The organism is uncultured Aquimarina sp. (assembly GCF_947496855.1).
Lineage (GTDB): Bacteria > Bacteroidota > Bacteroidia > Flavobacteriales > Flavobacteriaceae > Aquimarina.
Genome location: NZ_CANMED010000005.1, coordinates 582,990 through 598,993 on the forward strand (window position 1 = coordinate 582,990; position 16,004 = coordinate 598,993).

1 protein-coding gene and 1 pseudogene are annotated in these 16,004 nt (G+C 37.3%); both read right to left on the bottom strand.

Annotated elements, in window-relative coordinates:
- Positions 1–3: 3 nt before the first annotated feature.
- Positions 4–14,970, bottom strand: a complete 14,967-nt coding sequence (locus tag Q0921_RS17435; RefSeq protein ID WP_299259123.1) for a T9SS type B sorting domain-containing protein — start codon at positions 14,968–14,970, stop codon at positions 4–6.
- Positions 14,971–15,026: 56 nt separating this feature from the next.
- A pseudogene (locus tag Q0921_RS17440) lies at positions 15,027–16,004 on the bottom strand (hypothetical protein); the annotation flags it as partial.

The following is a 16,004-nucleotide window of genomic DNA, read 5'->3' on the forward strand; positions in this document are numbered from 1 at the left end:
TTATTATCTGTATAAAGTAAAGTGACCTGTAAACTCTCTATTATCAATGTCATTCAGGATAATTGTAAACCAATAATCTCCTGATGGCAATTCACTTCCTTGGTAAATTCCATCCCAACCATTATTTGTGCCTTGGTCTCCTAAAAATTGTGCTAATAATCTACCATATCTATCGAATACCTTAACCTCCATATTTCCAAAGAAGAATGGGTCTCTGAAAGGATCCTGTCTTGGATACCACATATCATTAGTGCCATCTCCATCAGGAGTAAAGTAATTCGGGATAATAATATTGATAAATGTTAACTCCTGTGATGAGATTATCGGACAATCATTAAAGCTATTATCTACTACTCTAAGAGCGTAAAAACTAGTTTCATCAATAGAGAAAATATTTGTATCTAATTCTCTATAATCAGAATCAATTAAGTCGTTCACCGTTGATCCACTAGGAATGATTGCAACAAAATAGGTATAACTATTATTGTATGGTTCGGTTCCTCCTAATCTGATCTCATATTCATTAGGATCTTGAGGATTGTTAGTCATAAGCGCAATAGGTGGAAGTAAAGGAACATACTCATCAATAGTTATTGTTCCTAAATCAAACACACATCCTGAAGGAACATATGTCATAGTACCTTGGTATTCGCCCGGTTCCACTGTAAATGTTGGAGATAGACTATCGCCAGGACTAACGCCGCCATCCAAAGAAACTAAATTGTATAATATGTCTGTATCCACAGAATCATCACCTAATATAACATCTATATAATATACCGGTGGTTGACTAACAGTACCATCGGAATTATAAATAGGACAATCTGCTCTTGGACTCATTACCCCGTTAAGAATAACTCCCTCTGGAATATCCACAGGTAACGTAATCGGACAATCATTAGAATCTCTAATAAAGATATTAGTAATTCCACCAGGAAGGTCCATATAAGTCAACATTCCTTCTACAAAATCAGTATCATTATTTGTGATACTTGTAAAATAAGGAGGAGAACCACCTGTAATATCTATAGTAACCGCTCCATCATTAGCCCCAGCACACGTCTCTGCTGTTACTGATCCTACAATATTAGCCATTAATTGATCTGGTTCTCCTATTGTTACATCATATACTTGTCCACAACCATTAGCATCCTGTGCAAATACCTGATAAACTCCAGGAACAAGATTGGTAAATGTATGCTGAAAAGACACGCCATCTGAAGCATCATTAAAGAATTGACCTGGATCAGTGCTTATTGCAAAAGAATACTCTGGGGTACCACCTGCTGCAAACACGATAATTGACCCATTATCTTCTCCGAAACATATTACATCCGTAATCTGAGGGGGAATATTTTCAAACTCTGCAGGATTTATAATATCAAAATTCTCCTGAGAAGCACAGTTTCTATCACTTCTTACCAAATATGTATAGTTACCCGGTGGTAGATCACGGAATTCACTTTCACTCTGTGGACCCCAAGTTTGGGCAGTTGTATTATTTGTCAATTCGAAAATATAATCCCCAATACCTCCTGTAACCGAAGCATCTATAACAGCTGTTTCTTCATTAAAACAGTTAATATTTGCAGCACTCAAGTCTAAAGTAATTGCTATCTGATTAATAGGTATGACAGGAACCGGTGATGATAACTGAGATCTACATCCGTTTATGTCTTCCACAAAAAATTGATATTCTCCTGCTCCAAGTCCAATAAAAATACCTGATCCACCGTTCGCAACTTGATTACCATCTTGATCAATATAGTAGTATTCAGTAATTGCTACATCACTTGTTCCACTAATTGTTACATCTATTGTATTTATGTCACAAGTAACTTCTGTAACACTATCAATACTAACAGTAACTTCACTAGGCTCAGTTATAATAGCTGTAGTTGTAGCAGTACAATTTAAATTGTCAGAAACTGTAACCGTATAAGTACCCGCACCTAAATTATTAAACACATTTGTAGACTGCGGCCCACTTGTTGTTGTACCATCAGGGAATGTTAATGTATATAAATATGTTCCGGCGCCTTGACCTCCACTAGCAACTATTGTAATACTACCATCAACATCTTCAAAACAAGTTACACTACTATCTGCAATCGGATCAACAATGATAGCATTAGGCGATTGTATCGTAAACTGCTCATCATCCGTACATCCTTGACTATCTTCCGCAGTAACTGTATATAATCCTGCCGTTAGATTTTCAAATAACCCCGTAGTATTAGAGATAGCACCAGGAGTTAACGTATATGTAACTGTTCCCTGAGCTCCAGTAACAGAAGCTTGGAAAGATCCATCGCTACCAGGTACACAAGATTCTATAGTATTAATTGCTGATATCGCCGTTACAATTGGTGCGCTAGGACCCGTAACTGCAATAGCATTAGACCTTTCTGTACATAATGGATCCGCGGTTTCCACAATTTCTACAATATATAGACCTTGCGGTAGATTTACTGGTAAAATATATGGATCCGGATCCGTAGTTGTATCTCCTGTTCCGGTAAACGCTGTTGGATTACCGTTTTCATCAAGAATCGTAAAGTTATAAGGTCCTGAATATCCAGTTATTGAAATATTGATTGTACCGTCCGCGTCTCCTAAACAAGTTTCAGGCGTTTCTTGTGCAGCTACTAATTCCACAAAATCGAATTGATCAATTTCATGAGTAACAGTAATCGTACACATTGTAATCTGATCTGTTATTCTAAACGTGTAGATACCTAAGGTTCTTGGCAGCACAAAATTAGCAGTTGACACACCAGCAGGAGTATCTACAGGAGCAGGTGGATTGATTACAGTACCAGTATTATCGATTAGTTCGAATAAGAAATCACCCGAACCTCCTTGTACAGAGACTGTAACTTCTTCATCTACTGCGCAAGTAATGTCTGTTACTATAGCAACAGCAGGGTTTGTCATAATTGGGAATGGTGCTACTGTTTCTGTTTCAGTTACAGGGTTTGTAGCACAGCTATTACTATCAGTTACTGAAATTAAATAATCCCCTTCTTCATCAGCGGTAATTTCATAATCTATTTCAGGAGTACCAAGATTTGCATCAGTAATATCCAATTCAGTAACAACTACTCCAGAAGGCGTTTCGTAAGAAATACTATATGGTGCAGTTCCTGCAGTTATTGTCACAGTGATTATAGGGAAGACTGAACTATTATCAGCAGCACAACTATATGCACTTTGCGAAATTACTACAGCAACTTGCGTAGCATTAGCTACAGTAACTGGCACTTGACCGGAACAACTTCTACCTGAAGTTACTACTACTACATAGTCTCCAAAAGGTAAATCAGTAAATACTGGATTATCTATTTGATCAACACCTACTTGCTGAGCCAAATCAGGATTTCCTGTTCCGTCATCAACATATATTTGGTATGTATATGGTCCATCTAAATCAGTTCCTGTTTGTAATGTAACGGTAACCGTTCCGTCCGTTGCTCCAACACAACTAACCGCAGTTGAAGATGCAGATGGAATAGGATCCAATGGCACCGTTAATTCAGGAACATCTATTGTAATTGTACACGGCGTAGTAATCCCGGCAATATTAACATCTGTAATTTCCACTATATAATCACCTGCAGCGATTGGAGTAAAAATATTATTTCCTACCTGAGGTCCAGCAACAATTGCATTTGTAGCTTCATCTCTTAATGTAAAAGTGAAATTACCTGGATTTACAGCAAAATCTGATCCACCACTAACTGTTACAGTTATAGTCCCATCAACATCTCTACAAGTAGGATCCATCGTGAAATCTGCAGTAGCAGTTAATTCAGGTAAAATCGTGATTGATTCTACATTGGAAGGACATCCGTTTTCATCATAAGCGGTAACCGTATAAGTTCCCGGAGTAGCCACGGTAAATGTATGCGCGGTACTTCCATTATTAGCATCTTCTATGACACCAGTATCTAATTGGAATCTTAATATCCCTGAACCTGGTGGTACCGGAACATTACTGGTTCCCGAAGCAGATATTACATAACTTCCATCATGGGTACATACATCATCAACTGCTAAAGGATTTAATACTGGATTATCCGTTCTATTTACTGTTACTGGAATAGATACAGGGTTAGACGTACATGAATTATCATCAACTACACTGATAGTGTAGTCAGTACTGGCACCAATAACTGGTAAATCAAATATTCCAGTAGTACTTGTAGTTGTAAATGTTCCACCACTTGGCACATCTGTAGCAGTAAAAGTATAAGGAGCAGTTCCTCCTGAAGCCGTTACTACAACTCTTCCATCATCGTTACAATTAGCATTCGTGTTAGAATCCAAAGCTAACAGCAATTCGGTAGGCTGAGCGATATTCACAACATTTGATATATCATTACAAGTAGAAACAGGATCTACAATCGAAACTTGGATGCTTCCCGCCTCTAAACCAGTTATGGTAATAGGATTCTGTACCGTAGTATCTGCGCCTATAGGACCTGTAACTGTACCTGTAGTCGTATTTGTTACGGTATAATTATAAGGACCTGTATGCCCTGTAACCGTAAGCTCTATATTACCAGTAGCATCACCAAAACATAAGATATTTGGAGTAACCACGGCAATTTCAGCTTCTATTGTATCATAAGGAGTAATTTCATAAGGTAATGTCTCAATAGAACATTGAGTTCCTTGATCAAACACTCTAAAAATATAATTACCTACACCAGGTAAAAAGAAGGATGCACTTGTAGTTGTAGCTCCTCCAGAAGCAACTCCTATCTGAGATGGTACTGCTCCATTGATTTCTATAAAATCAAATGGACCTGTTCCTCCAGTTACTGTAACCGTAACCTCTTCTGTGTTGGTAGTACAGTTAATACCTGTTACTAAATTTACTACTGCGTCTGTCATTACAGGGAATGCAGGAATATTAAATGGCACTAGGACATTAGGACAGTCATTAGTATCAAATACAGTAAAAGTATAATTACCTGATTCGTTTGCTATAATCTGAATTCCTGCTAAACCAGTATCAGTATCCAATGTAGCTGGATCTACTGGCCCAACTGTATTTCCTGATGGATCTGTATAAGATATAGTGTATGGCGAATTACCTCCACTAAAGTTATCCACTGTAATTACAGGAAGATTTATTGCAGCACCAGTACAACCATAAGGTGTCTCCAATACAACAGTTGCTACAGGAAGTGAAGGTTGATCTATAATATAATTTGGCTCAGTATCCAAACAAATCACATTTAAAGCTCCGTTTGGCTTAGTAACCCTTACTTCAATAGTATACGTTCCGATACCCAAACCTGAGAATACAGGACTTGTTTGGAATGGTGTTACGTCTGCTATCGGTGCAGAAATTCTATATTCATAAATTACGGCTGGGTCAGCATCTGTTGATGCAGCTGTTAGTGCAGCGGTTATCACACCGTCGGTATCACCTATACAAGTAACAAAAGTAGTTTCAGGTACAAGTACTGGCGGCGTTGGAGCATCTATACTTACTGGAGCAGAGAACGAACAAAATGGTGCTGCTCCACGACCTGCATCAGTAACCACAACAACATAATCTCCTGGTCCTACGGTATTAAAAATGAACGGACTAGTTCCCACAACACCTGCTTGTACAACTCCTCCTAAAGAATCTTGTAATTCAAAAGTTAACGCTCCTTGTTCATTTCCAGAAGTAACTGTAGCAGTAATAACACCTGTTGCATTTTCACAATCCGGAGCTGTTGTAAATGCAGCACTTATTACCAATTCGTCATATACTGTTACCGGTGTAGAGGCTGAACAACCTGAATCATCTGTAATCGTTATAGTGTAAGTTCCTGGAGTAGATACAATAAATTGGTGATTATTATTATCTATACTACCAGTAACTGCAGTTCCTCCATCAATTTGATATAATAAAGTTCCAAGGCCTGTACCATCTACATCAATTACATTACTATTGTCATAAGCACAATCGTCTATAAAACTAGCTACAACAGTCGGTAATGGGTTAACCACAACCGTAACATCTACAGGACCAAAACTACATCCATTAAGATCTGCTACCCAAATATCAAAATCTCCCGCAGTATTACCTAGATCAATTGTGTTATCATTTAATGGATACGTACCTGGATCACCAGCACCATCGGCCACTACAGCATATGTATATCCATCGGTAGTTGGTGGTATTCCAAAAGGTGTACCACCATCAGTATCCATAATTACCTGAGCATTAGTACCACAACTATTGGCTGCAGTAAGATTGGTAGCTACAGAAGTTAGTGGATCTGGAAGATCAATTTCAAACTCTTGTCTGTTCGAACATAATGTTCCATTATCTTCTCTAATTATAACATAATATCTTCCCGGAGGGAAATTAGAAATGGTTACTGGAACCGTCGCAGGAGATACTACCGCTGAAGTACCCGAAAAAGCAGCTCCTAAAGAAACATTTGTAAACTGATCAAATACTTCCCACGAAACAGATGTAACAGTAGGATCATAACCAGAAATCTCAAAACTTATTTCCCCATCATCCAATGCTGGTACTTCATTACATGTAACATCTGTTGATGTAAAATTAATAATATCCGGATCAGATGGGGGGGTTACTGGTGGTACTAATTCTTGATACAAACAACCTGTAGCGTTATCTCTTACTTCTAAGATATAAGTTCTATTAAACTGAAGAACATCAAAAACACCTGCAGTCATCCCTCCATAACGATGAATTCTTATTGGTGTTGTTGCGTCTACAACGGTAGCATTTAAAGGTTCATCATTTAAAGGTACAAACGTACCCAATGGCCCAGTCTCTCCGACAATTCGAATATCAAATCCAGGTGGTGGATTAACCGGAATCGCTGCAACACCAGAACCGCCTTGTACACTAATATCAAAAATAACACCGTCAAGGCAATTCCCTGTTGGCACTACAGATTGGATCAAATCATCTGGTGGAGAAAAAATATTAAATGGTCCAATAGGGTCCGGGTTGGAAACACAACCATTATCATCTTCTACAAAGATGAAATACTGACCAAAATCTAGAGAATCAAAACGAACTGTTGTTGACGCTGTCGGTCCTACTGTACTAAGTATAGTAGAAAAATCGATAGCATTTACCAAACTATACGTATATGGTCCTGTACCTCCTGCAATTTCTAAATCTATTGCTCCTAACTCGGTAACAATAACAGATCCACCGCAGGTAACCGGTGTTTCCACTCTACTTACCTCTACTATCTCATCTGGAGCTATTATCTCTACTGTACCTGTTTCAAGACAACCTCTAGCGCTTCTTACAGTAAAATCATATACTGCTTCCGAAAGATTAGGGAAAGTTATTTGTGTTCCTGTAATCGTTACAAACGTTCCTGTATTTTCAAAATCAATTTCATAAGGAGTTTCTGTACCATTAACTATAATTACAGCTGTTCCTGTGTCTCCAAAACAAGCTACATTAACATCGTTCGCTGTTATTGCGATTGGTGCCGGATCTGTAACTGTAAAAGGAGAAGTAGTAAATGCACATCCTCTATCATCAGTAACTCTAAAAATATAAGTTCCAGCTCCTGAAGTAGCAACATAATCAACAAATGGTGTAGTACCATTAGTAATGTGATCAACAAAAGCTCCTCCATTAAATGAAACTGCAATATCATAAGGAGTATACCCTCCATTCACAACAAAAGAAAAAGAAGCATCAACAGGAGTACCTGCAGCATTACAAGTAATATCAGCCACCTGAGTAACATCAAGAGAAACTGCCTCTGCAATAGTTTCCGTAAGTGTTACTGGACAACCATTACTGTCTGTTATTGTAATTGTATATGTACCTGCCTGTGTTAATGCAGGCGTTGTAGTAAAAGTTGTAAGTGCTCCTACATTAGTATCTGGTATCACTATCGTTCCACCAAGGGCAACGTTATAAATATAATCTGGTGTTCCAGAGTTTGTTCCGTCAATGTTTATAGTAAAACTTACTGTTCCATCATCTAAACAGAAATCAGAACCAGTATCTACTGTCGCCGCTATTTGCGGTAATTGATTGATATCTAAATTTTGTATTGCAGATACACAAGAGTTACTATCAGTTACTATAATTTGATATCCTGTTCCATTCGGAACATTTAAGTAAGGATCTGTAACTGGTCTGCTCGGACCAACAGCAGTTCCTCCTGAATCATTTAATATCCAAGTGTAACCAACACCACTTCCACCCATCACATTACTAATGCTAACTGTACTTGTATTAGCAACACAATCCTGATCAATAGGGTCAATGGTAAACGTAATAACATCAGGTTCGCCAATAATTACTTGATCTGTAGCCGTACAATTAGTCCTTTCATCTGTAACTAAAATATCATATGTTCCAGCTGCCAATATATCTCCTGTTGGAATAGTAGCTGTATTTTGACCTGTTGCCTGTGCAACAATAGTACCACCAATAGAAACCTCATATTCATATGTTTCTGTAATCAAATCAATTCCTGAAACTGTAAATGATAATTCTCCTGTACTTTGTCCATTACATAAAGGTTCATTTACAATAGTAGCATTCACTGCTATTAAATCAATAGTAGGGACTGTAAATGTTTCTGTATATACACATCCATCAGTATCTGTTCTAGCTAAAAAAGTATATGTTGTTCCAGAGGTTAACCCGGTAAACACATTAGATACCTGAGGACCTACTGTTATTGGAGCTGTAATTTCATACATTACAGTGCTCGTCCCGTCTAAAGTTGGAGTCAATGTAACATCTGCTTCTAACGCTGGACATTGAACTTGTGTCGCAGCAAAAGAAAGATCGGTAACTTGTACTAATGGATCAATTGTTAACTGACCTAAGTTTATTGGACAAGAAACTGTATTTGCATCTCTAATAAACAGTGTATAAGTTCCATCTGTTAATCCTGTAAATATTCCTGTTGTATTACTAAAATCTACACCATCTATACTATATGCATATGGAGGTGTACCATTTGCAGGATTAGATACCGTAATCGTTCCTAATTGAGGAGTTGTACTTGATCCAGTAGCATCACATCTATATTCTTGCGTAATATCTATATCTGCTGTTATCGTAACTGGAGCAATAATTGTAGCGTTGACATCCAACGTACAAGCAGGGCTAGCTCCCGATCCATCAGTAATAGTAATTGTATGCGGTCCTACTGGAACATTATTAAATGTTATTGGTCCAGTTCCAGTCGGTCCTTGTGTAGTAGTTACATCTCCATCCAATACATATGTGAATGGTCCTTCTCCTGCTGTAACCGTAATTTCTATACTCCCATTATCTGTAGGACAATCCGGATTTGTAATTACAGGTGCACTTGTAGCAATAGCTTCGTATGCTGTAACAGTTTCTGGATTAGAAAAAGCTGTACATCCTTGATCATCTGTAACCTGAACAACATATGTTCCTGGTGTTGAAATTGTATGAGGAGATGTAATATTGGCTTGCACCAATGTTGGTGGTGAACCTTGAGCATATAAATCAAACTGCGTATACACTGTACTTCCTCCTGCAGGAACAAAAGTTAAACTAGCATCTTCATTACAATTAATATCATTAGCCAAATCTGCAGTTATCGTCAGTTCTGGATTTATCGTAAACGGTAATGCCGCAGTAGAACAATTTGTAGCTGTATTTGTAACAACTACTGTATAATTTCCTGGCGTTAAATTAGGAATCTCAAATGTGTTTGCTGGAGCAGGTGTTGCTACCGGTAAAAACGTTATCAAAACTCCTGTTCCTCCATTAAGACTATACTCAAAAGGACCTAAAGGAGCAGGTATTCCAGCAGTAATTGTTACCCATTGCGTTGCTTGATCTGTTCCATCGTAACAATTATCTCCTCCCGTTGCCAAAGCTATCGTTGGTGAAGCAGATTGAACTATTGTCTCAGTGTTATTGATTTCACAAGCAGTAGCAGAATTACCATCTCTAACAAAAATTGTATAGGTATCTGCTGCTAATCCAGTAAATACGTTATTGGTATTAGGATAGTCTACAATTACTCCTCCTCCACTGTCTAACAATCTATATTGATAGTTTCCTCTTCCTCCATTAGCTGTAACCGTAATGGTTCCAGTATCTGCACTACAATTAGTTTCTGTAGCTGCCGTAGTAAAAGTTAGAGGTGTTGCTGGTTCGGTAATATCAACTGTTGCTGTATCAGAACAATTTAATGGTGATCCTGAACCACCAGGATTTGTATCGGTAACCGTTATTGTATAATTACCTGCAGCCAATCCTGTAACATTTACAGGGCTTGTAGTAATACCATTTCCAGAATCAACAACTGCTCCACTAGATGTCAATGTAACAATATAATCAAAAGACGTGCTATTAATGACATTAAAGGATAACGCTCCGTTGCTTTCTCCTACACAAACTACAGGGGTAGTCTCTACTGCATTCGTTATATCTATTGGATCAATAACATCTACTCTATAATCATCCGTAAATGTACATTGATCGTCACTTCTTCTCGCGGTAATCGTATACGTAACTCCTTGCGCTATTGTATAGCTATTCGTAGTTAAGAAACCTGTGTTTCCTGTAGCACCTGTACCAGTAGCAGGATCAGGAGATACATCATATTCATAAACCACTCCAGCAGCTATATCAGCAGCTGATAATGGCGGTTGTGCCTCAAAACTAACTTCTGAATTTTGAGCAGTACAATCACTATTTCCTGGTGTAAAAGTAATCGAATCGATAGGAATTAGTGCAGGTACATTTATAGCAAAGGGAGCTGCACAATCTCCACTTCCTTGGTTTCTAATGTATATTGTATAAGATCCATCTGTGCTTACTAAAATATCAAAAGGAGTCGTTGTTATATTTGTAAAAGTAACATTATCTAAACTCCATTCATAAGTACCGGAACCTCCTGCTATATTATCTACTTGAATAATAGCATCCTCACTTCCTACGATACAACTTAAAGGTCTTTCAAGTGTTACATCGGCTGTAATCCCTATAGGAGAGCTAATAGAAAATCCATATTCTGTTACTGGACATATTATTGGCTCTGGTACTGGGAATGTACAATCTGCATTAGTAATTGCAGGTGTAGTATTAGCATGAGTTACTTGAACTACATACGAATTACCGTCAGGAACTCCTGTAAATGTAATCGTTTGGCTTCCCGTAGAACTAATATCATTAACCAAAGTCCATAAACTTGGGTCTTCATCGTTCGGATCGGCAGGATCACTAATACCATTACCACAATTTGGATCTGCAGCACAATCCCATAGTTGATATGTATATAATCTACCTGCTACCGTTGGTGAAACATCTACCTGTATTTGTCCAGTATCACCAGGACAAGGGGGTTGCGTAACCGTAACATTGTCAATTACAATTGGCTCATACGGTGTTATATTATCGATACTTGCAGAAATAACACAAGCAGGTGAACCACTTGGAATACTATTATCGCTTATCCTAAATGTATATGTTGTAGCTGGGTTAGCAGGACTAGGAATCTCGAAAATATTACAAGCCACGAAATTACCATCACCATTATCATATAAATAATTACCAGAACCATTTAGAACATTTACTTGTACTAAAGCTCCACTATCACAGGTTTCCGGTGCTAGCAATACAACCTCTGCATCAAAAGCAGGTGCTGGATTAATCGTTACCGTTGCATCAAAAACACATTCTGGCGTAGGTCTGTTTGAAATTACCTCTACAGTATACGTTCCCGCTGGTAAATTATTCTGTGTATAATTACCGTTATTCGCACTACTATTAGGAACAATAATTGGATCTGCCGCTCCTAGTGCAGGGCTAGAAATTGTATATTGGTACTCAGGAATTCCTCCCGTTACATTAATATTAATTCTACCAAATCCTGTTCCATTATCATCATTAACACAACTAGGGTCAACACCTGTAACGCTAAATGATGGATCAATCGAAGGAACATTTATTGTTTCTGAATATTCACAACCTGGAAAAGTAGTATCAATAGCATATACAGTAACATCACCAGCTGTAGAAATTGGAAAAATACCTGTAGTATTTGTATAAGGACCACCAGGTGTTAAGCTAAATGCAAAATTAGTAGGCACATTTATTACACTTACACTACCATCACTCCCACATTCTATTGGATTCATGGTTAAGTCTGGTTGATAGTCATTCTTAAATACACTAAAATAAAATGGTATAATACATCCGCCATCAAACTCTGCCAGAATTCTATAATCACCCGCTTCAGAAACTGTGTAACTTTCAGTGTCTCCACCTGTAACCTCTACCCAATTAGCATCGGTACAATTACCATCTAATAAAGAACAAGGATCATTAGGGTCTAAAACACAAGATCCCGAAGGAGTTAATCGTTGCCAAGAAATATCATCTAAACTAGAAGGATCAAAATTAGTTTCAAGCAATTGTGTTTGATCACCACATAATAAAATTTGCGGAATAAGAACACCACTACAATCTTCAGTCACTATGGTAGTACCATTTACATAATCCAAGACAGGATTCGTAATATCTCTAAAAGCAGTTACCGTAAATTCTTCTGTAAGTGACATACAACTTGGGTCAACGCCGTCGGTGTCTTCTTTAACTACCATATAAACACCTGTTTGTGGGTTTGGTACATTAAAAAAGTTAACATTAGTTACTACAGGTGTAGCAATCCCTGGACCGGACCAAGTATATTGATTATAACCTGTACCCGCAACAAGAAGTAATTCATCATCACAAAATGTTACGTCTAATTGACAAGCAGGAATATTAACAAGTATATTAGAGGCTTCATTTAATTGATCTCCACAAACTCCCAGCTGAGAACTACTTGTAGTACTTCCTGGTGTACCGGATTGTAATCCGGTATAGGTCGCCGTAGCCGAATTTGTAATTACATCAGAACAAGCATCTCTTAATTCCTCACAACTACTTACCAACTGTGCTCTAAAACGTATAAAAATAGGTGCGTCTCCATCACCAACTGGTTCATCATTCGGAGTCTCAACTATACTTGAAGGAATATTAAACTGTAATACTCCAGGTGATATTTCGGTATAAGTAACTCCTGGTGGTAATGTAGCATCAACCACTCCTAATAAATTGGTATTAGGAGGCAGTACATCAGTAATAACAACCGTTCCATTAACAAAGTCTTCATTACCGATATTTTCAATTTCCAGATCATAAAAAACTTCATCGCCTAACTCTACATTACCACCTGTTATCTCTGTAGAACCATCTAAATCAAAAACTTTTTTAATAATCCTTAATTCAGGTTCTATAATAGTTACAGAAAAGGCATTAAAAAATACACTATATCGATCACGATCTGTAAATAACTCGAAGGTAGCAGATGTTTGTCCATTACCTACTAGGTCTTTTGTAACATTAGGAAGTTCGAAGTAATCCATATCAAATCCTTGTGTATTCTCCGAATTTGGAGTTCGATCTGTGATATAATTACCATCAAAAGATATGGATCCATTGAAAAAATTAGTCCTTGGGTTTGCAGATGCATTTCCTTGACCCAATGCAGTAGTAGTACCAGAAGTATTAACTATTCTTAATTCATCTCCACCTAAACTAGTATCTCCTTCTAAAGAAGAAGTACCAAATCTTACATTAACAGGTTCACTTGCTCCTGTAGGTGTTGTAAATCCACTATATGTAAAACGTAATGGCGTTTGACCACTAAAAATCTGAACAAAACCATCACTCGTACTAATAAACTTTGCAGATTCTTGTTGGTCTTCATAAATAGCTACAATAAACCATCCCCCACAAGCACCATCTCCACCACTGGTAAAACCTTGTGTAGCATTCATATTAGCAACAGTATAAGTACCAAAAGGATTGGCAGGATCTAATAAGCTAGTAACATCGGCATAACAAACATATGGAAGTTCATCATTCGCATTATCTCCCAAAGGGTTCGTAGGTGTATTTCTATACCCATCAAAAACAACACTACTTGCCGTTACATCTACATATGTTCCTCCTGGCACCTTAAATTTTATATCTCTAAAATCAGCTGGTCCCTGTTTTCTTGGATCTGTAAGAGGTAAATTATTTAAAATATCGTTTCCTTCATCAGTTGATAAAGTAGCTAGAACAACATTAGTCTCTGCCTGTAGCAACGGTATTAAATCGCCACCACCGAAATTAGCATTGTTAATATCATCGTTTCCTATAGAAACTGATGGAATGTTTATAGTGGGACCATTACCTGTCATTCTTGGTAAAAGACCCCCATCATTAACTATCACAACTCCAACAGCTCCAACATTTTGTGCATTTACCACTTTTTCCCTTAGTGAACAACTACCGCCATCCCTTATCACGGCTATATTACCCGATAGCTGAGCTCCATTAGTAATCCCACAACCATTAACAGGTTGCGCAACTACTAAATATGAAGTTACAGGATTTCTTTGTATCTCGGAATTGTCATTACTAAACTCAGAATTTCTTGCAGTATACTGTTGGGCTAGTGGGCCATTATTGATTATTAAGGCTGTATTAGTATCCGAATTACTCGATATTTCGTTATTACCAAAATTGTTTGGACTATTAGCTCTTGCCATATAATAGTTCGCGGACCAATATAATCCAGCGTACACCAAACGACTACAATCCTCTCTAGGTACTGTTAAACCAGCCTCACTAGAACTAAAAGTACTATTATCATTATCTACATCAATAAAAGCTGTTGTATAATTACCATTATTGTCATTCCCATTATAGTTTCTGTTTGGATTGGTAAAAGTAGTACCATTATCATCTTCTATAACACCGACAATATCATTACCTGTCATCACCATGTTCCCCCTAATATTGGAGAATTCAGCTCCTGGCCTAGGAGTAAGAGGAACTGATTCTTGTGCACTTATATTGCTTATGGTACCGAAAACAATTAATATTATTAACAGTACAGCTTTTTTGGGTAATAGTGTTTTCATAAGCTGCTTTATTTGAGTTGTGTTGTTCATTCTAATATTTTTTGGGGTACTACTCACTATTCTATTTTTAATATATAAAGGTCGCCATCATATGTATTATTCACATTAGAAAACAAACTTCCCTTAGCCTGATCTAGGCTATCAAATTTATCTAAATAGACATATATGTAATTATCCTTCGGATTTCTGAAAAACTTAGGTTCTAATCCTTGAGATTTAAGTCTATCCATTCCTCTTTCAAAATAATTTTCTCTCTTAAAAATATTGGTGATCAAGTAATAACCATTCTCAATGTTATGACCTCCTATATATGATAAGCTCTCAGTCAATACGGTATCATCCTTCACTGTATCCTTAATCAATCGCGTTTCTTGTACTAATCTTTTTAGAGATTCTACTCTACTCTTAGCAATATGTAATATCCACATATCACCAAAATATTTATTTCCAATATTATTTAAATAATTTTCCGAAGCTTCGTTTTTATCAGCGTAATATTTAATAGATACATACTGATATTGATTTTCTGGATTTAGAATTATCTGAGCATCATTAAAACCAAGATCATTTAATTTTCCGGTAAAACTATCCGCATATGTGCCACCTCTAAACACATTACCAATTAAATAATATCCTTCTGGATAACCAGGAATAAACTTAGTAGCAAATTTAGCTTCAGGCCTTGTAGCATCAGCAAACTTGATAAATCTGTTTTTAGAGGTAAGTTTCTTAGAGCTAGTCGCATCATTAGCACTCTTAACTTCTTCAGCTTCGTCATTCATATTTACCAAAGATTCTAAAAGCTTATTAAATTCTCTCTTATCAAGATTTGTAGTAGAGGTTAATAATGAATCCCTTGATGCAATCAATTTATCTGTAATCCTACTACTGTTATCTAATTCTTTTTGTATCGCATCTAAGTCCTCACCTCTTACTTCAGTAGTCGCAGCTTCTGCTTCCTGACGTAATCGCTCTTCTTCTGCTAACCTTGTAGCTTCTGCTTCCTGACGTAATCGCTCTTCTTCTGCTAATCT